The sequence below is a fragment of the Amycolatopsis sp. NPDC051102 genome (assembly GCF_040682815.1).
GTDB lineage: Bacteria > Actinomycetota > Actinomycetes > Mycobacteriales > Pseudonocardiaceae > Amycolatopsis.
In genome coordinates, this window is sequence record NZ_JBFBBT010000001.1 from 420,536 (window position 1) to 438,134 (window position 17,599).

The following is a 17,599-nucleotide window of genomic DNA, read 5'->3' on the forward strand; positions in this document are numbered from 1 at the left end:
CACGGCTTGTGTCTGTCGCGGGGGTCACGCCTTCCCCAGAATTCACGGTCAAGCCCACCGGGATTCGCGTAACGGCAAGGAGTGCGGAGTGTCCACATCGTCCATGATCGTGAAGAAGCCCGTGGTGGCCGCGGCACCGCGCGCCGGGCGCCAGGAAGTCGCCGATACGGTCGCCGAGATCATCGCGGACGTCCGGGCCAACGGCGACGTCGCGGTCCGGCGCTGGTCGGAGAAGTTCGACTCGTGGAGCCCGGACTCCTACCGGCTCGGGCCGGACGAGATCGCCGCCGTCCTGGCTTCGGTACCGGAAACCGTGCTGGACGACCTGCGGTTCGTGCAGCGCCAGGTGCGCGGGTTCGCCCAGGCCCAGCGGGACTCGCTCACCGACTTCGAGGTCGAGACGCTGCCCGGTGTCTACTTGGGACAGCGCAACATTCCGATCAGCGCCGTCGGCGCGTACGTCCCGGGTGGACGGTACCCGCTGACCGCGTCGGCGCACATGACCGTGGTGACCGCCAAGGTCGCCGGCGTCGAGCGGGTCGCCGCCACCACCCCGCCGGATCGTGGTGGGCCGCCGCCGATCAGCGTCGCGGCCATGCACCTCGCCGGCGCCGATGAGATCTACGTGCTGGGTGGCGTCCAGGCCGTCGCCGCGCTGGCCTTGGGCACCGAGACGGTCGCCGCGGTCGAAATGCTCGCCGGACCGGGCAACGCCTACGTCGCCGAGGCCAAGCGGCAGCTCTTCGGCGAGGTCGGCATCGACCTGTTCGCCGGCCCCACCGAGGTCCTCATCGTCGCCGACGACACCGCCGACCCGTTCACCGTGGCGACCGACCTGCTCTCGCAGGCCGAGCACGGTCCGGACTCCCCGGCGGTGCTGATCACGACGTCGGCGGAGGTGGCCCGGCGCACCATCGAGCACGTCGAGGAACTGCTGCCCGGCCTGCCGACCGGCGAGGTGGCCGGGCGGGCCTGGCGCGACCACGGCGAGGTCGTCGTCGTCCCGGACCTCACCGCGGCGTACGAGCTCGCCGACGGCTACGCGAGCGAGCACGTCCAGATTCTCACCGACCGGCCACGGCTCGCGCTGGACCGCATGCGCAACTACGGCGCGCTCTTCCTCGGCGACAAGACCTGCGTCGCCTACGGGGACAAGGTGATCGGGACCAACCACGTCCTGCCCACTCTGGGCGCGGCCCGCTACACCGGCGGGCTCTGGGTCGGCAAGTACCTCAAAACCGTTACCTACCAGGAGATCCAGGACGCCCGCTCCAGCGCGGAGCTGGGCGAGATCTGCGGCCGCGCGTCGCGCCTGGAGAACTTCGAAGGACACGCCCGCTCGGGCGACGTCCGCACCGCCCGCTTCGGCACGGCCCGGCTCGGCTGGACCGACCACCCCTTCGGCCGCGCCTGACCGGCGCCCCGGAACTCCCCCTTCCCGCCTCGACCGACGGAGGTCGTCATGGCAGCACCGGAAAAAGCAGTCCGCCCACCCGCCACGGCCGCGCCCGCGTCGTCGGCGGAGGACGCGGAACTGCTGGCCGCGCTGGGTTACGAACAGCGCTTCGACCGCAAAGTCAGCCTGTGGGGCAACTTCGCCCTCGGCTTCGTCTACCTTTCGCCGCTCGTCGGCGTGGTGTCCCTGTTCGCGATCGGTCTCTCGACCGCCGGGCCGCCGTCGATCTTCTGGATCGTGGTCATCGGCGTCGGCCAGCTGCTGGTCGCCTTGGTCTTCGGCGAGGTCGTCTCGCAGTTCCCGCTGGCCGGCGGGCTCTACCAGTGGTCGCGCCGGCTGTGGAACGGCCGGTACGCCTGGTTCACCGCCTGGACCTACATCAGCTGCATCACCATCGGCATCACGAGCACCGCGCTGTTCAGCTCGGACTTCGTGGCCAGCCTCTTCGGGGGCACCGCGGCCCAGCCGGGCGTCAGCTCGTCACCCGGGCAGCGGCTGGTGATCGCGCTCGCCGTGACCGCGGTGTGCCTGGTGTGCAACGCCTTCGGCACCCGGGTGCTGGCGCTGATCTCCAAGATCGGCCTGGCCGCCGAGCTCATCGGCATCGTCCTGGTCGGCCTCTACCTGCTGGTGTTCCAGCGACACAACCCGGTGTCCGTCTTCTTCGACGGGATGGGCACCGGCGGCGCCGGCGGCTACTTCGGGGCCTTCATGGCCGCCTCGCTCGTCGGCCTCTTCCTCTACTACGGGTTCGAGGCGTGCGGCGAGGTCGCCGAAGAGGTCCCGAACCCCGCGCGCAGCATCCCGCGGGCCATGCAGCTGACGGTCGTCGTAGGCGGGCTCGCCGCGATCCTGGCCTTCGCGGGGTACGCGCTCGCCGCGCCCGACCTGACCGCGATCGTGTCCGGTGCGGACACCAACCCGATCCCGGCCATCCTGCAGAACTCGATCGGCACCGTGGGCACGAAGCTCGTCCTGGTGGTCACCCTGACGTCGTTCATCGCCGGGGTGCTGAGCCAGCAGGCCGCGGCGAGCCGGATCGTCTTCTCCTTCGCCCGCGACGACATGTTCCCCGGCTCACGCGTGTTTTCCCAGGTCTCGCGGCGGCACCGGGTGCCGGTCAACGCGCTGCTCGCGGTGAACGTCGTGCCGGTGCTGATCTTCGTGTTCGTCTACTTCTCGCCGGACTCGCTGGTGCGGATCGCCGCGTTCCAGGTGCTCGCCGGGTACGCGGCCTTCCAGCTGGTCGTGCTGGCCGCGTTGCGCATGCGCTTGCGCGGCTGGCGCCCGGCCGGTGCCTGGTCGCTGGGCCGCTACGGGCTGGTCGTCAACGTCGCCGCGCTGGTCTACGGCGTGCTCGCGATGGTGCTGCTCGCCGCGCCCACCGGGGACGCCGACACCCCGTTCGTCGACCGGTGGATCGCCCTGATCGGGTTCCTCGTCGTGTCCGCGGTCGGGCTGGTCTACCTCTTGGCGGCCAAGCCGGAACGCCAGTCCACCGCGCCCGAAGGCGACGCGCTCGAAGTCGCCGCCCTCTTGCGGGCCCGGGCCACCGCGAAGGAAGGAATCGGCTCATGACACGCGTGCTCTACCTCTACGGCGGCTGGCCCGGCCACCAGCCGTACCAGGTCGCCGAGGAATGGGCCCGGCCGCTGTTCGCCGAGCTCGGGTTCGACGTCGAGGAGACCAACGACGTCTTCGCCCTCGACGCCGACCTCACCGGCTACGACCTGATCGCGCTCAACTGGAACAACGCCCTGCTGTCGGAAGGGCTGTCGGCGGCCCAGGAGGACAGCCTGCTCGGCGCGGTCGCGGCCGGCACCGGGATCGCCGCGTGGCACGGCGCGGCCGCCGCGTTCCGCACGAGCATCAAGTACCACTGGCTGCTCGGCGGCAGCTTCCTCGAACACCCGGCGGGGGAGGGCGTCAAGCACCCGTACGAAGTGTCCATAGTGGACAAGTCGCACGAGATCACCCGAGGCGTCGGCGACTTCCGCGTCGCCTCCGAGCAGTACTACATGTCCGTCGACCCGAACAACCACGTGCTGGCCGAGACCACCTTCACCGGCGAGCACGTGCCCTGGATCGACGGGTACCGGGTCCCGCAGGCGTGGACGAAGACGTGGGGGCGGGGCCGGGTGTTCTACAGCGCCGTCGGCCACGACCTCGACGACCTGCGGAACCCGGACGTCACCCGGCTGTGCACCCAGGGCTTCGCCTGGGCCGCCCGGGACGCGAAGTAGCCACCACGCGAGAGCGGAGAAAACCATGCCTGTCCTCACCGGCGGCCAGATCGTCGCGCGCACCCTGCGCAACTACGGCGTCGACTACGTGGCCGGCATCCCCGGCCACGGCATCTGGTCCCTGACCGACGCCTTCCTCGACGCCGAATCCGACATCCCGTTCATCCAGACGTTCCACGAGCAGAGCGCCGTCCACCTCGCCGACGGCTTCTACCGCGCCACCGGCCGGCCGATCGCCGCGATCACCTCGATCGGGGCCGGGGCGAGCAACACCGTGATCGGGATGGGCACGGCGTTCACGGACTCGACCAGCGTGCTGGTCATCACCGGCGGCCCGCCGACCCACATGCGCGGGCACGGGCTGCTGCAGGAGCTGGACCGCTACACGGCCAACGACTTCCCGAAGGTGGCCGAAGCGGTCAGCAAGCGGCACTGGGTCGTCACCCGGGTCGAGGAGCTGCCGTTCGTGATGCACCGGTGCTTCAACTCGATGCTGACCGGCCGTCCCGGCCCGGTCCACCTCGAAGTGCCGATGGACGTGCAGGCCGAGGCGGCCGACGTCGACCTGCACGACCTCGCCCGCCGGCTGCCGGTCGGCCGCCAGCACCCGGACCCCGAGGCGGTCGAGCGTGCCGTGGAGGTGCTGCGCGCGGCCCGCCGGCCGGTGCTCGTCGCCGGCGGCGGCGCGATCACCTCCGGCGCGTCCGACGACGTGGTCGCGCTCGCCGAGCACTGGAAGATCCCGGTCGTGACGACCTGGAACGGCAAGGGCGCCTTCCCCGAGGACCACGAGCTGTTCGCCGGGAGCGTCGGGCAGACCGGCACGATGACCGGCAACGCGATCGCGAGCTCGGCCGACGTCGTCGTGTCGGTCGGCTGCCGGTTCACCGACTGGTCGGCGTCCAGCTACGCCAAGGGGGTCAGCTTCTCGATCCCGCCCGCGAAGCTGATCCACATCGACATCGACCCGCACGAGATCGGCAAGAACTACCCCGCCGAGGTCGGGATCGTCGCCGACGCGCAGCGCGCGGTCGGCGCGATCGCGGCGTCCCTGCCCACCACGGCCGCCGACCGGCCGGAGTACCTCGCCGAGCTGGCCTCGCTCAAGGCGGACTGGGAGGAGAAGCTCGCGGGCCGCCGCGACAGCGACCGCTTCCCGTTCACGTCCCAGCGGCCGCTGGGCGCGCTGCGCTCGGTGCTGCCGCGCGACGCGATCATCGTCGCGGGCTCGGGCAACACCCAGGGCGCCGTCAAGCAGACGTTCCCGGTCTACGGCCCCCGCACGCACCTGACGTCCGGCGGGTTTTCGTCGATGGGCTGGGCGATCCCGGCGGCGATCGGCGCCAAGCTGGGGCAGCCGGACCGCCCGGTGGTGTGCGTCGTCGGCGACGGCGACTTCCTCATGACGGCGCAGGAGATCGCGCTCAGCGTGACCACGGGCGCGCCGGTGGTGTTCGTGGTGCAGAACAACGCGGGCTACATGTCGATCCGCGGCGGCCAGCGCAAGCAGACGTCCCGCCACATCGGCACGGAGTTCTCCCGCCCCGACGGCACCCCGTACAGCCCCGACTTCGCCGCGCTCGGCGCGTCGTTCGGCATCGAGTCGTGGAAGGTCTCCGACGCGGATTCGCTGGAGCCGACGCTGCGCAAGGCCGTCCAGTCCGGGGCTCCCGCGCTGGTCGAGGTCCCGACGGACCGCGACGTGGCCGGGCCGTGGGTGCCGGGCTGGTGGGACTTCCCGGTGCCGGCCTACGTCACCGACGAACGCCAGGACGAGTACCGGCGCACCCGCGCCACCGAACAACACCTCTGAGGACGATTGTGGACTACGGAATCAAGCTGGACGGCTTGCCCGCCGAGGACGTGCGCGGGCTGGCCCGGCCGATCGACGGCTCCGGCCTCGACGAGCTGTGGGTCGTGGAGGACCTGGGGCTGGCCGGCGGGTTCGCCCAGGCGGCCACGCTCCTCGCGGACACCTCGGCGGTGCGGGTCGGGCTCGGCATCAGCCCGGCGGCCGTGCGCAACCCGGCCTACCTGGCGATGGAGATCGCCGCACTGGCCCGGATGCACCCGGGCCGGTTCCGGGCCGGGATCGGGCACGGCATGCCCGGCTGGCTCCGGCAGGTCGGCGCCCACCCGGCGAGCCTGATGACCGCGCTCGAGGAGGTGACGGACGCCGTCCGGCGCCTGCTGGCCGGGGAGACGGTGACGCTGCACGGCGGCCACGTCCGCCTCGACGAGGTCGCGTTGACCCATCCGCCGCGGCTCCCGCCCACGCTGCACCTCGGCGTGCGGGGCCCGAAGGGGGTGGCGCTCGCGGCCCGGGCGGCCGACGGCGTCATCCTGGCCGAGGGTTCCGGTCCGGCCTACGTCCGCTCGGTGCGGGACGCGGTCGGTCCCGGCCGGCGGATCACGGTGTTCGCCTGGCTGTGCCTCCGGCCCAATCGCGACGCCGCCCGGGCCGCCCTCGGGCCCGTCGTCGAGCGGGCACTCGGGCAGGAGTTCATGCGGTTCCAGCTGGGGACCGCTCGCGGTGCCGAGGAAGCATTGAGCGAGGTGACGGTCTCGGGCGACCTCGCCGACTGCGTGCGGCAGCTCGAGATCCTGGAGGAGGCAGGAGCGGATGTCGTCGTCTTCGCGCCGCTTCCGGGCGAAGAGCGGGACCAGATCGATGCCCTGCGCGACACGCTCCTGCCGTCGATCCGGCGCTGAACCGCGAAAAGGCCGCCCCTCCCGAACCCGGGAGGGGCGGCCCTTTCGTGTTCGTCAGGCAGTCAGCCCGGCGACGACCGACGGCGCGATGCGCAGGGCGTTGGCCGCGATCGTCAACGCCGGGTTGAGCGCCGCCGACGACGGGAAGAACGACGCGTCCGCCAGCCACAGGTTCTCGACGTCGTAACTGCGGCAGGATGCGTCGAGCACGCTGTCGGCCGGGTCGTGGCCCGCCACCGCCGTGCCGCACATGTGCGAGTTCGTCTCGATGCCCATGCGCTGGGTGAAGATCAGCGGGTAGCCGGCCTTGCGGACCAGCTTCGTCACCCGGCGGACCAGCTCCCGGTGCGGCGCGACGTTGGTGGGCGTCCAGTCGATCAGGATCCGCTCGCCGTCGACGCGCACCCGGTTGTCCCGGGACGGCAGGTCCTCGGTCGTCAGGTAGATGTCCAGGCTGCGCGCGGACATGAAGTCCAGCGCCCACATCGGCGCCCACGCCCGCGCGGGCTTGAGCATCGGGGCGCGGAGCTTGCCGAGCATCTGCAGGTTGCCCAGCGGAAACGGCGTGCCCGGACCCGCCTCGTAGAAGTCGTTGACCCCGAGCGTCTTCTGCCACTGCGTCGGGTTGGTGCGCAGCGGGTTCACCCCGACGAAGAACGTGCTGTTGTGAACCATGTAGTTGCGGCCCAGCAGGCCCGAGGAGTTGCCGAGCCCCTCCGGGTGTTGCGGCGTCGCCGAACGCAACAGCAGGGCCGCGGAGTTCACCGCGCCCGCCGCCAGCGCCACCCGCTTCGCGGTGATCCGGACCTCGCGGCCGTCACGGAGCGCTTCGGCCGCCACGATCCGGCGTCCGTCCTCGGACGTCACCAGCCGGGTGACCTCGGTGCGCACCATGATCTTCACCCCGGCCGCCAGCGCGGGCCGCACGACCCGGTTCTCGGCGTCGGCCTTGCGGCCGGTGCCGTCCGGGCAGCCGTCCGCGGTGCTGACGGCGGCGCGGTCCGCCTGGGTTTCGACGTGGAGCGCGTTCGGGGTGTGGAACGGGTGCAGGCCCTGGGCGGTCAGCGAGTCCGCGAACCGCTGGATCGCAGGCTCGTGCTCGAGCGGCGGGAAGGGGTACGGCGCCGAGTGCGGGGGTTCGGTCGGGTCTTCGCCGACCTGGCCGTGGACGTCGAACAGCCGTTCCGCCCGGCTGTAGCCGGGTTCCAGGTCGTCGTAGGAGAACGGCCACGCGCGCGAGCGCCCTTCCTGGTGCTCGACCTCGGCGAAGTCGCTGCGCCGGAACCGGGGGAGCGAGGCACCGTAGAACTTCGTGTTCCCGCCCACCCAGTAGTAGACGCCCGGGGCGAACGGCTCGCCCGTGCGGCCGTCGAACCAGCGCCCGGCGTTCTTGTAGCGGCCCTTGAGGTACATCTGCTCGGGCTGGGAGTTCTCCGGCTCGCGGGGGAGGAAGTCCCCGCGCTCGGCGATCAGCACGCGCGCGCCGGAGTCGCGCAGGGCCCAGGCGAGGGTGCCGCCGCCCATGCCCGAGCCGATGATGAGGACGTCGGTGTCGATTTCGCCGGTGGCGTCGGGGGTGACGACGGACGGGTCGGTCATGAGGCGCGGTCTTCCTGGTCGGGTGCGGTGCCCCGGATGAACGCGGCGGCGCGTTCGCCGATCATGATGGCCGGGGCGTTGGTGTTGCCGGTGACGAGCGCCGGCATGATCGAGGTGTCCGCGACCCGGACGTTGGCCAGGCCGTGCACGCGCAGTTCGGCGTCGACGACCTTGCCCATCATGCAGGTGCCGGACGGGTGGTAGAACGAGAACGACTGGGTGCGGATGTAGTCGTCGATGTCTTCGTCCACATCGGACCGCGGGGCGAGCCCGGCGTCGGCCGCGGTCCGCAGGTCGCCGTCGAGCAGCGAGGTGAGCCGCCCTTGCCGGGCGATCTGCATGCACATCCGGACGCCTTCGCGCAGCCGGGCGCGGTCGTCGGCGTCGTCGAGGTAGTTGTGGACGATCCGCGGTTTGGCGTACGGGTGCGAATGCCGCAGCCGGACACTGCCCCGGCTCGCGGGCCGGGCGACGTACGGGCCGAACGACATCCCGGGCTCGAGCGGTGCGGCCAGCCCCTGGTCGCGGACGATGCCCAGGGCGGCGTGCACCTGGATGTCAGGCGCCGGGACATCGTCGGACGACCGGAGGAACCCGCCGACCTCGGTCCAGGCCATCGGCCCGGTTCCGTTGTCGCGCAGCCGGTTTTCCTCGGCCGAGGTGTCGGGCCCGACGATCGGCGGGGTGCTGCTGAAGAAGCTGAGGAAGCAGCCCGCGTGGTCCTGCATGTTCCGGCCGACGTCGGGCAGGTCGTGCAGCGGGGTCACGCCGGCGGCGGTCAGCTCGTCCGCCGGGCCGACGCCGGACTGCAGGAGCAGGTGCGGCGAGTTGTACGCGCCCAGCGACAGGATGATCTCCCGGGTGACGCCGATCGTGCGGACGTCGCCCAGGTGGTCGACCTCCAGGCCGGTGGCCCGGTCGCCGTCGAAGCGCAGCCGGAGGGCGAGCGTCGAGGGCAGGACGGTCAGGTTCGGCCGGCCGGCGGCCGGGCCGAGGAACGCGACCGCGCTGCTGCACCGCAGGCCGTGGCGCTGGGTGACCTGGTAGTGGCCGACTCCGTCCTGCTCGGCGCCGTTGAAGTCGGGGTTCGGCCGGTGCCCGGCGTCCTGCGCCGCCTCGACCCAGCCGCGCAGCAGGGGGTGCACGGACACCGGGTCGCTCACCGTGAGCGGGCCGCCGACGCCGTGGAAGTCGTCGGCGCCGCGCTGGTTGTCTTCGGAAAGCTTGAAGAACGGCAGGACGTTGTCGTAGCCCCAGTTCTTGTTGCCCAGCTCCGCCCAGGTGTCGTAGTCGTGGCGGTGGCCGCGGACGTAGAGCATCGTGTTCATCGAGCTGGTGCCGCCGATCGCGCGGCCGCGCGGCAGGTAGGCGCGCCGCCCGCCGAGGTGCGGCTCGGGTTCGGTTTCGAAGTCCCAGTCGTAGGCCGTCTTGAGCTGCTGCGAGAACAGGGCGGGGATCTCGAAGAGCCGGCCCCGGGCGGGCGGGCCGGCTTCGACGAGCGCGACGGTGACGTCCGGGTCTTCGGACAGCCGGGCGGCGAGCGCGCACCCCGCCGATCCGGCGCCCACGACGACGTAGTCGTAGTGCTCCTGGGCCATGTGTCCTCCTGGGCGGCTGTCCTCTGTGGTCAAGGTGGGCGGATTCCGGCCACGCTAGCCAGCCCGGCCCGGGTGGCGGGATGCACGAAGTGAGCAACGAACGGGGCCGGCACTGCACGCACCGCGACCGAGGGCGGTTGGAGCAGCGCACGCCGGCGCCGGAGGAAGTCCGCGGCTCAGTTCCGCTGGTCGGCGAGGCCGTCGAGGAACACCCGCATCAGCCGCTCCGCCGGTTCCGTCGGCTCCCTCGCCGCCAGTTCCGACACCAGCGCCGCCTCGTGCATCTCGAACAGCAGCGTCAGGTCCGCGGGTTCGATGTCCGAGCGCACGGTGCCCCTGCGCTGGGCCTCCTCCAGAGCCGGGCGCAGCAGCGAAACCAAGGCGTCGGCGTGTTGGCGCCGGCTGCGCTCCGGCAGCTCGCGGAACAGCCGGACGAGCGGGCGGCGCCGGGCCTGCATGGCGAGCACCGATCGCAGCAGCTCGCGGAACGGCTCCTGGCCGCGGACCTGGTGCTTGAGCGCGGCGAGGTGGTGTGCGGCGACGGCGAGGGCGAGCGCCGTGCGGTCGGGGAAGTGGCGGTAGACGGTTGCGCGGCCGAGGCCGGTGCGGCGGGCCACCTCGTCTAGCGCGACGTCGGCGTGTTCGCTGAACGCTTCGTCGGCGGCGCGCAGGATCGCCTCGCGGTTGCGCCGGGCGTCGACGCGCCGGGGTACGGCCGCGGACGGTCGCACTGCGCGCATGAAGCCTGACCCTACTCGCGAGTAGTGAGACGGGCAATCCGTTCCATCTCTCGGTTCGGGTTCCTACAGTCACCGAGGGTCACGATCATCGCCGGAGGAGCTCGCCCATGCGCACCCTGAACCGCCGTTCCGTCCTGCAGGGCGCCGTCGCCGTCGCCGGGGTCGCCGCGCTCGGCGCGGGCCGGGTGCCGGTCACCCGGGAGGAGCACCGGGTCGTGATCATCGGGTCCGGGTTCGGCGGCGGGGTCACCGCGCTGCGGCTCGCGCAGGCCGGGGTGCCGGTGCTCGTGCTCGAACGCGGCCGGCGCTGGCCGACGGGGCCGGACGCCGAGACGTTCCCGCACGTGACGTCGGCGCCCGACAAGCGGATCTTCTGGCTGGGCTCGGCGCCCGCGTTGCCGGGCCTGCCGTCGCTGCCGCCGTTCGAGCGCTACACCGGGCTGCTGGAGCAGGTCACCGGCCAGGGGATGAGCATGATGTGCGCGGCCGGTGTCGGCGGCGGCTCGCTGGTCTACCAGGGCATGACGCTGCAGCCGACGGCCGAGCTGTTCCACGCCTGCTTCCCCGAGCAGCTCGACTACGCCCGGCTGGACGCCGAGTACTACCCGCGCGTCGCCGCGATGCTCGGCATCGCCACGGCCCCGGACGCCCTCGTCGAGAGCACGCCGTACAAGGCGTCGCGGATCTTCGCGCGCAACGCCCGCAACGCCGGCTACGCCGTCGAGAAGATTCCGATGCCGATCGATTGGGACTACGCGCTGCGCGAGCTCGACGGCGAGATGAAGCCGTCCTACACCAACGGCGACTGCGGGCTCGGGGTGAACAACGGCGGCAAGCACTCGGTCGACGTCACCTACCTGGCGGCCGCCGAGGCCACCGGCCGCTGCACTGTCGCGCCCCTGCACAACGTGACCGGCGTCGCGCTGGCGCCGGACGGCCTGTGGGAGATCCGCGTCGACCGCATCGACACCGGCGGGACCGTGCTGGAGAAAAAGGTCCTGACCGCGAAGGCGCTCGTCATGGCGGCCGGCACGGCGAACACGACCCGGCTGCTGATGCGGGCGGGCGCCAGGGGCGACATCCCCGACCTGCCCGACGGGCTCGGCGCCGGCTGGGGCAGCAACGGCGACCGCATCTACACGTGGACGAACCTCGCCGACGACTTCGGCACCCCCCAGGGCGGCCCGGTCGTCTACGGCAGCAAGGAGTGGGACGACCCCGCGACGGCCAACACCGTCATCCAGGCGTCGCTGCCGCCGCTGCCGGACCTGCGGACCACGATGCTCGTCGGGTACGGCATCAGCGAAGGCCGCGGCCGGTTCGTCTACGACGCGGCGAAGGACGACGCCGTCCTGCACTGGCCGTCCGGTGCCGACTCGAAGCTGAGCGCACGCATCCACGAGCGGATCTCCCGCATCGCCGGGCCGCTCGGGGTGCTGCTCGACACCACCGCCGTCGTGCCGAGCACCTGGCACCCGCTCGGCGGTGCCGCGATGGGCTCGGTCTGCGACCTGGACGGCCGCGTGCTCGGCCACCGCGGCCTCTACGTGCTCGACGGTGCCCTGATGCCCGGCACGACCGCAGCCTGCAACCCGTCGATGACCATCGCCGCCCTCGCCGAGCGCGCGCTGGACAACCTGATCGTCCGAGACGTCGACCGCGTCTTCTGAAACCCGAGTCGGACTCAACGAGGAGTTCCCGTGCGCCGAAGTCCTGTTTGGACGGTCTTGCTGGCCGTCGTCGTCACCCTGCTGTCCACAGTGGCCGCGAGCGCCGCGACCGCGGATCCGCCGCGCGGCCCGGACGGTGACGCCTTCTACGCGCCGCCGAGCCCGCTGCCGGACGGCGCCGACGGCGACGTCGTCTGGTGGCGGGCGCTCCCGGACTCCGGCGGCGCCAAGGGTTATCTCGTGCTGTACCGGTCGAGGTCCGCGACGGACACGCCGATCGCGGTGTCGGGCCGGGTCTTGGTGCCGGCAGCGCCGTGGCCCGGCGCCGGCCCGCGGCCGATCGTCTCGGTGGCCAGCGGCACCCGCGGCATCGGCGACCGCTGCGCGCCGTCGAAGTTCCAGCCGGACTACGAGAAGCCGCTGTTCGTCGACGCCATGCTGAGCCGCGGCTGGGCCGTCGCGATCACCGACTACGAGGGCCTCGGCACGCCGGGCCGGCACACCTACGTCGTCGGGCGCTCGGAGGGCCACACGGTGATCGACGCGGTCCGCGCGGCCACCCGGCTCCCGGCCGCCGGCCTGGCCGCCGGTGGGCCGGTCGCGTTCTCCGGGTACTCCCAAGGCGGCGGGGGAGCGGCCTGGGCGGGCGAGCTGGCGCCGTCGTACGCGCCGGAGCTGCACGTCGCCGGCATCACGGCCGGCGGCACACCCGCGGACCTGAACGTGGTGGCCAAGAACCTCGACGGCGGCGTCGGGTTCGGCTTCCTGCTGCTCTCGGCACTCGGCCTGGACGCGGCCTACCCCGAGCTGGACCTGCCCGGCTACCTCAACGACCGCGGCCGCACGCTGTACGCGACGCAGCAGGACGCGTGCGTCGACGCGGTGTTCGGCTACGCCTTCGGGCACATCGCCGACTACACGACGTCGAACCCGCTCACCACCGCGAAGTGGCAGGCGCGGCTGGCCGAGAACGAACTGGGCGCCCGTCCGCCGCAGGCACCGATCTTCCTCTTCCACGGCAGCCTCGACGAAATCATCCCGCTGTCACAGGCGCAGACCCTGCGGCGCGAGTACTGCGCGGCCGGGGTCGACGTCACGTGGGGCACCTACGTCGGCGAGCACGTGACGACGCTGGCGTTCTCCGCGGGCGATGTCGTGCGCTACCTGGCCGACCGGTTCGCGGGCAAGCCTGCCCGCTCCGACTGCTGACCGATCTCCGCCCGGTCCGCCGGCGTCAGTCGCGATCACCGGCTGGGTGAGGCTGGAGCGGGTGGCTGAGGAGGTGGCGGCCGTCGTCCCGGAAACCGCGGGCGAGGTAGTAGGCGAACAGGTGCCCGGCGTCGCGGCCGTTCGGCGCGATGACGAGCTCCAGGTGCCGGCAACCTCGCCCGCGTGCCCAGGCGACGCTGTCCCCGATGAGCCGGCCGGCCACGCCACGGCGGCGGGCTGCCGGGAGCACGAACAAGTCCTCCAGTTCGGCGATCAGGCCGTTCTCCAGCCCGAAACCGGTGGTGGTGACGGCGAAGCCGAGGAGCCGGTCCGGCGAGTGCACCACGGCGACTCGCGCCGCGGGGGAGGCGAGCAGCGCCGCGAGGTTGTGCCGCAGCGCCTGCTCGCCCGTGGCGAAACCCTCCTCCGCGTAGAACTCGACGGCCAGCGGTAACACCGCGGCCAGATCGCCGGGACGGGCGACGCGCAGCGTGCGAGGTGTGATGGTCATACCGTCAGTACATCCGCACCGACCTCGATCGGATACCGGTTTTCACACCATGCGAGGTGTAACCCCGGCGCGTATTGCGTGTCGACGCACTGACGTCGATATCCAGGGAGGAATTTCGATGCGTAAGCGTTTACCGGCGACCGTATTGGCCGCCGCCGCGGTGACCGCGGGTGTCGTTGCGGCCGCGCCCGGTGCGGCCGCCGCGACCGCCCCGCAGTACAGACTCGTGCTCGGCTCCGCGCACACCTTGGAATACCGGGGGATCAACGCGCGCGGCGACATCATCGGCGTCGGGCAAGACCCGGCGCGCTTCGGGCGGGAGGAGGGCTTCGTCGTCAAGGCCGGGACGACGACGCCCCTTTTCCTGGCCGACCCCGGCACGGGCAACCAGAACGCCGTGCCACGGTCCATCAACGACCAGGGTGTGAACGTGGGGAACTACCTGCAGAACCTGGCGTCTCCCGCGAGGGAGATCACCCGGCCGGCGATCTGGCCGGGCCCCGGCGGCGCCGGATCGGATCTCGGCGTGAATCCCACCGGGTCGGCGGATGCCTTCGGCATCAACGACAACCAGCAGATCGTGGGCTGGCAGGGTGGCCGCACCTCGATCACGCCGTGGCTGCGCAACGGCACCACGGTGACCAACCTGCCGCCGCTCGGTGCCTCCACCGACACCGAGGCACTCGGCGAAAACGGCAACGGAGTGGTCGTCGGCCGGGCCGCGGTCGCCGGCGGCACCCTGCCCGGCGGCAACCAGGCGGCCGTGGAGTGGGTCAACGGGAAGATCAGCACCCTCGGCCAGCTCGGCGGTGGCGCCTGGAGCGAGGCGCTGGCCATCAACACCGCCGGCCAGGCCGTGGGTTCGGCGTCGCCCGCGGGCAGCTCGCTGCTCGACTCCCACGCGGTGATGTTCAGCGGTGGCAAGGCGATCGACCTGAACGTGCCGCGTGGCGCCAACCCGGGGACAGCGCACGCCACCGCGATCAACACCGGCGGCGTGATCGTCGGCGACGACTCCGTCTTCCCCGACGTGTCGGGCCTCGGCAACGGCTTCGTCTACCGCAACGGCCACGCGACCGAGCTCAACGCGCTGATCGCACCGACCCCGAACGTGCGGCTGGCGGGCGCCACCGGCATCAACGACGCCGGAGACATCGTCGGCACCGCCGTGCTCACCCAGCCGGACGGCTCGCTGTCGACCGTCGGCTACGAACTGCTGCCCGTCTCGACCACCTAGCGGCCGCACGCGTACGAGAAAAGTCCGGGCCCCGGCGCGATGACGTTGTTCGCGCCGGGGCCCGGCCTGTGCCGTGAAACCGCGATCAGGTGGTGATGAACTCGTTCGCGAAGGTCCGCAGCGTGTCGGTGTCGAGCGCATTGCCGAACCCGACGATCAGCTCGTCCACGCCGGCGGCGCGGTAGCCGTCCAGGCGCTTGCGTATCGTGTCGATGGTGCCGATCAGGCCGTAGTCGGCCAGCACGCCCGGGAACACCAGCGGCGCCCAGGGCGGAACCGCGGCCCGGGCTTCCTCGTCGGTGTCGGCGATGATGCAGTAACTCGTGGAGGTCTTGGTGATCTCCGAGAAGTCACGCCCGGCCGTCTCGCAGTGACGGGCGAGGATCTCGTACTTGCGGTGCACCTCGTCGGGCGGCTCCTGCACGTTGCAGAGGTCGCCGTACATCGCGACCAGCCGCAGCGTCACCTTTTCGCCGCCGCCGGCGATCATCACCGGCGGGTGCGGCACCTGGACCCCGGTCGGCCGGCTGACCGCGCCGTCGGTGCGGAAGTACCGGCCGTCGAAGGTGGCCGGGTTCCCGGTCCACAGGGCCTGGATGATCTGCAGCGCCTCTTCCAGCCGCCGCAGGCGTTCGCCGGGGCCGGGGAAGTCGTAGCCGAACGCCTTGTATTCGTCTTCGTACCAGCCGGCGCCGATCCCGAAGGTCAGCCGGCCGCCGGAGACGACGCCGAGGTTGGAGGCCATCTTGGCCAGCAGCGCGGGGTTGCGGTAGCCGTTGCCGGTGACCAGCTGCCCGAGCCGGGCGGTGCCGACTTCGCGGGCCAGCGCGGCCAGGGTGGTCCAGGCCTCGAACACGTACGACCCGGCCGGGCCGAAGGGGATGAAGTGGTCGGGCGCCCAGATGGTGGTGAACCCGGCCTCGTCGGCGACTTTGGCCAGGTCCAGGAGCTTGGCGAACGCGGCGATCGGGTCGGTGTAGCCGGCGAACTCGTGGGTCGTGCCGGTCGGCAGGTAGTAGCTGAGTTTCATGGCCGGTCTGACCGGCGGCGGCCGGCGAAGGAATCGGGGCCGGACCGATTCCTTTCCGGACCGGGCCCGGTCTGACCTCCCATGACGATGCACTCTTCGCGGCGGCTGGTGCTCAGCACCCTGGTGTCGCTCAACGGCGTGATCAGCGAACCGGTGGCCTGGGCCGGTCCCTACTTCGGCCCGGGCAGCGCGGCAGCGTCGCTGAGGACGCTGCAGGGGAGCTCGGCGATGCTGATGGGCCGGCGGACCTACGACATCTTCTCCCGGCAGTGGCCGGACACCCCCGGTGACTACGCCGCCCACCTCAACGCCATGCCGAAGTACGTGTTCTCCTCGACGCTGCGCGATCCGAGCTGGTCCAACACCACCGTGCTCGGCACCGACGTCGCCGGTACCGTCGCGCAGATGAAGCGGGAGCCGGGTGATGACCTCATCGTCTACGGGCACGGCCGGTTCGGGCGGACGCTCACCGAGGCCGGGCTGGTCGACGAGCTCGTGGTAACCGTCGTGCCCGTGATCGTCTCCGACGGCGACTTCCTTTCCGGCCCCGGCGGCGCGTCGAGCACCTGGGAACTGCTCGACGCGGGGCCGGGCGCCGACCCGGGTCTGGCGTCCCTGCGCTACCGGCCGCGACGAGGATGACCGGCATGCCCGACATCTGGGCCGGCCTCGAGGACTACCGGCCGGAACTGGCGGCTCTGTGCTACCGCATGACCGGTTCGGCGCACGAGGCCGAAGACCTGGTGCAGGAGACCTACCTGCGGGCCTGGCGCAGCCGCGCCTCCTTCGAAGCACGCTCGTCGGTGCGCACCTGGCTGTACCGGATCGCCACGAACGTGTGTCTCACGGCGTTGCAGGGACGGGCCCGCCGCGTCCTGCCCGCCGGACTCGGCGCCCCGGGCGACGACCCGGACGTTCCGTTGCCCGCGGCCGAAGTCCTGTGGCTCACCCCGTGGCTCGGCGACCCGGCGCAGGTGGCCGAACAACGCAGGATGCTGCGCCTCGCCCTGGTCGCCAGCGCTCAGCACCTGCCGGCGCGGCAACGCGCGGCGTTCCTGCTGCGCGAGGTGCTGGCCATGCCGGCCACCGAGATCGCCGAGGTGCTGGGCACGAGCGTGCCGGCGGTCAAGAGCGCCCTCCAACGCGCACGAGCCCGGCTCGACGAGTCGACGCCGACGCCCGAGGACGTCGCCGAGCCGGACTCGCCCGCGGCACGCGAGGTCCTGAACTCCTACATCGCCGCCTTCGAAACCGCCGACATCGCGATGCTGACCCGGCTGCTGAGCGACGACGCGACCCTCGAGGTGATCCCCTCCGGGCTGTCCTTGGCCGGGAAGCGCTCGTGCGTCCCGTTCCTGGCCGAGCACGTGCTGACCGCACCTGGGCTCTACCGGATGTTCCCGACCGTCGCGAACGACCAGCCGGCCGCCGTGGCCTACTACCGCGAGCGGACCGGCACGCCGTTCCGGCCCTTCGGGCTGGCCGTGCTGACCACCGACGCCACGCACCTGACGTCGATCACGACCTTCCTCGACCCGGAACTGGTCGCCGTGGCAGGCTTCCCCGACGATCCGGGCCGGATGCGGTGACCACG

15 protein-coding genes are annotated in these 17,599 nt (G+C 71.9%); 10 read left to right on the forward strand and 5 right to left on the reverse strand.

Annotated features, from left to right (window positions below):
• Positions 1–88 precede the first annotated feature (88 nt).
• From hisD to AB0M93_RS01895, 5 genes are read left to right on the forward strand one after another with little or no spacing between them, the layout of a single operon-like run.
• Entirely contained in the window at positions 89–1,414 is a 1,326-nt protein-coding gene (gene hisD, locus AB0M93_RS01875; RefSeq protein WP_364267169.1) for a histidinol dehydrogenase, read from the forward strand.
• A gap of 48 nt (positions 1,415–1,462) precedes the next feature.
• Positions 1,463–3,034 carry an amino acid permease gene (locus AB0M93_RS01880; protein ID WP_364267172.1) on the forward strand — a complete coding sequence of 524 codons (1,572 nt, stop codon included), beginning with the start codon at positions 1,463–1,465 and terminating at the stop codon, positions 3,032–3,034.
• On the forward strand, positions 3,031–3,699 hold the full coding sequence (locus AB0M93_RS01885) for a ThuA domain-containing protein (protein WP_364267175.1): 669 nt from the start codon (positions 3,031–3,033) through the stop codon (positions 3,697–3,699). The genes AB0M93_RS01880 and AB0M93_RS01885 overlap by 4 nt, the downstream gene beginning before the upstream one ends.
• A 25-nt stretch (positions 3,700–3,724) precedes the next feature.
• The gene (locus AB0M93_RS01890; RefSeq protein WP_364267178.1) at positions 3,725–5,512 is read left to right on the forward strand and encodes a thiamine pyrophosphate-binding protein; all 1,788 of its coding nucleotides are present in this window, start codon (positions 3,725–3,727) and stop codon (positions 5,510–5,512) included.
• Between the two features lie 8 nt (positions 5,513–5,520).
• Entirely contained in the window at positions 5,521–6,411 is an 891-nt protein-coding gene (locus tag AB0M93_RS01895) for an LLM class flavin-dependent oxidoreductase (protein ID WP_364267181.1), read from the forward strand.
• Between the two features lie 54 nt (positions 6,412–6,465).
• On the opposite strand, the gene AB0M93_RS01900 is transcribed toward AB0M93_RS01895, so the two are convergent.
• The 3 genes from AB0M93_RS01900 to AB0M93_RS01910 all read right to left on the reverse strand — a co-directional run bounded on the left by AB0M93_RS01900 (position 6,466) and on the right by AB0M93_RS01910 (position 10,348).
• Positions 6,466–8,010 (reverse strand): GMC family oxidoreductase, encoded by a 1,545-nt coding sequence (locus AB0M93_RS01900; protein WP_364267184.1) that lies wholly within the window; start codon positions 8,008–8,010, stop codon positions 6,466–6,468.
• Positions 8,007–9,608 (reverse strand): GMC family oxidoreductase N-terminal domain-containing protein, encoded by a 1,602-nt coding sequence (locus AB0M93_RS01905; RefSeq protein ID WP_364267187.1) that lies wholly within the window; start codon positions 9,606–9,608, stop codon positions 8,007–8,009. The genes AB0M93_RS01900 and AB0M93_RS01905 overlap by 4 nt, the downstream gene beginning before the upstream one ends.
• Positions 9,609–9,784: 176 nt before the next feature.
• Complete coding sequence (locus AB0M93_RS01910) at positions 9,785–10,348, reverse strand: helix-turn-helix domain-containing protein (protein WP_364267190.1); 564 nt, start codon at positions 10,346–10,348, stop codon at positions 9,785–9,787.
• A gap of 107 nt (positions 10,349–10,455) precedes the next feature.
• Between AB0M93_RS01910 and AB0M93_RS01915 the strand changes: the two genes are divergently transcribed.
• Together AB0M93_RS01915 and AB0M93_RS01920 are read left to right on the forward strand one after the other, a co-directional pair.
• Entirely contained in the window at positions 10,456–12,018 is a 1,563-nt protein-coding gene (locus tag AB0M93_RS01915; RefSeq protein WP_364267193.1) for a GMC oxidoreductase, read from the forward strand.
• A 30-nt stretch (positions 12,019–12,048) separates the two neighbouring features.
• A complete protein-coding gene (locus tag AB0M93_RS01920) occupies positions 12,049–13,227 on the forward strand; it encodes a lipase family protein (RefSeq protein ID WP_364267196.1) in 1,179 nt (392 codons plus the stop codon).
• A 25-nt stretch (positions 13,228–13,252) separates the two neighbouring features.
• Here AB0M93_RS01920 and AB0M93_RS01925 read toward each other — a convergent pair whose 3' ends face one another.
• Positions 13,253–13,738, reverse strand: coding sequence for a GNAT family N-acetyltransferase (locus AB0M93_RS01925; RefSeq protein ID WP_364267199.1), 486 nt, complete (start codon positions 13,736–13,738; stop codon positions 13,253–13,255).
• A gap of 118 nt (positions 13,739–13,856) precedes the next feature.
• On the opposite strand from AB0M93_RS01925, the gene AB0M93_RS01930 reads away from it, so the two are divergent.
• Entirely contained in the window at positions 13,857–14,975 is a 1,119-nt protein-coding gene (locus AB0M93_RS01930) for a hypothetical protein (protein WP_364267202.1), read from the forward strand.
• An 85-nt stretch (positions 14,976–15,060) separates the two neighbouring features.
• On the opposite strand, the gene AB0M93_RS01935 is transcribed toward AB0M93_RS01930, so the two are convergent.
• A complete protein-coding gene (locus tag AB0M93_RS01935) occupies positions 15,061–16,005 on the reverse strand; it encodes a TIGR03560 family F420-dependent LLM class oxidoreductase (RefSeq protein ID WP_364267205.1) in 945 nt (314 codons plus the stop codon).
• Between the two features lie 81 nt (positions 16,006–16,086).
• Here AB0M93_RS01935 and AB0M93_RS01940 point away from each other — a divergent pair, with 81 nt between their 5' ends.
• Both AB0M93_RS01940 and AB0M93_RS01945 read left to right on the forward strand, forming a co-directional pair.
• Positions 16,087–16,647 carry a dihydrofolate reductase family protein gene (locus AB0M93_RS01940; RefSeq protein ID WP_364267208.1) on the forward strand — a complete coding sequence of 187 codons (561 nt, stop codon included), beginning with the start codon at positions 16,087–16,089 and terminating at the stop codon, positions 16,645–16,647.
• Positions 16,648–16,652: 5 nt separating this feature from the next.
• Positions 16,653–17,594 carry an RNA polymerase subunit sigma-70 gene (locus AB0M93_RS01945; RefSeq protein ID WP_364267211.1) on the forward strand — a complete coding sequence of 314 codons (942 nt, stop codon included), beginning with the start codon at positions 16,653–16,655 and terminating at the stop codon, positions 17,592–17,594.
• The last annotated feature ends 5 nt before the right edge of the window (positions 17,595–17,599 follow it).

Excerpts from the sequence above, each read along its gene's own strand:
- AB0M93_RS01880 (WP_364267172.1), top strand. The coding sequence starts at position 1,463 with ATGGCAGCACCGGAAAAAGCAGTCCGCCCACCCGCCACGGCCGCGCCC.
- AB0M93_RS01885 (WP_364267175.1), top strand. The coding sequence starts at position 3,031 with ATGACACGCGTGCTCTACCTCTACGGCGGCTGGCCCGGCCACCAGCCG.
- AB0M93_RS01890 (WP_364267178.1), top strand. The coding sequence starts at position 3,725 with ATGCCTGTCCTCACCGGCGGCCAGATCGTCGCGCGCACCCTGCGCAAC.
- AB0M93_RS01900 (WP_364267184.1), bottom strand. The coding sequence starts at position 8,010 with ATGACCGACCCGTCCGTCGTCACCCCCGACGCCACCGGCGAAATCGAC.
- AB0M93_RS01905 (WP_364267187.1), bottom strand. The coding sequence starts at position 9,608 with ATGGCCCAGGAGCACTACGACTACGTCGTCGTGGGCGCCGGATCGGCG.
- AB0M93_RS01910 (WP_364267190.1), bottom strand. The coding sequence starts at position 10,348 with ATGCGCGCAGTGCGACCGTCCGCGGCCGTACCCCGGCGCGTCGACGCC.
- AB0M93_RS01915 (WP_364267193.1), top strand. The coding sequence starts at position 10,456 with ATGCGCACCCTGAACCGCCGTTCCGTCCTGCAGGGCGCCGTCGCCGTC.
- AB0M93_RS01925 (WP_364267199.1), bottom strand. The coding sequence starts at position 13,738 with ATGACCATCACACCTCGCACGCTGCGCGTCGCCCGTCCCGGCGATCTG.
- AB0M93_RS01930 (WP_364267202.1), top strand. The coding sequence starts at position 13,857 with ATGCGTAAGCGTTTACCGGCGACCGTATTGGCCGCCGCCGCGGTGACC.
- AB0M93_RS01935 (WP_364267205.1), bottom strand. The coding sequence starts at position 16,005 with ATGAAACTCAGCTACTACCTGCCGACCGGCACGACCCACGAGTTCGCC.
- AB0M93_RS01940 (WP_364267208.1), top strand. The coding sequence starts at position 16,087 with ATGACGATGCACTCTTCGCGGCGGCTGGTGCTCAGCACCCTGGTGTCG.
- AB0M93_RS01945 (WP_364267211.1), top strand. The coding sequence starts at position 16,653 with ATGCCCGACATCTGGGCCGGCCTCGAGGACTACCGGCCGGAACTGGCG.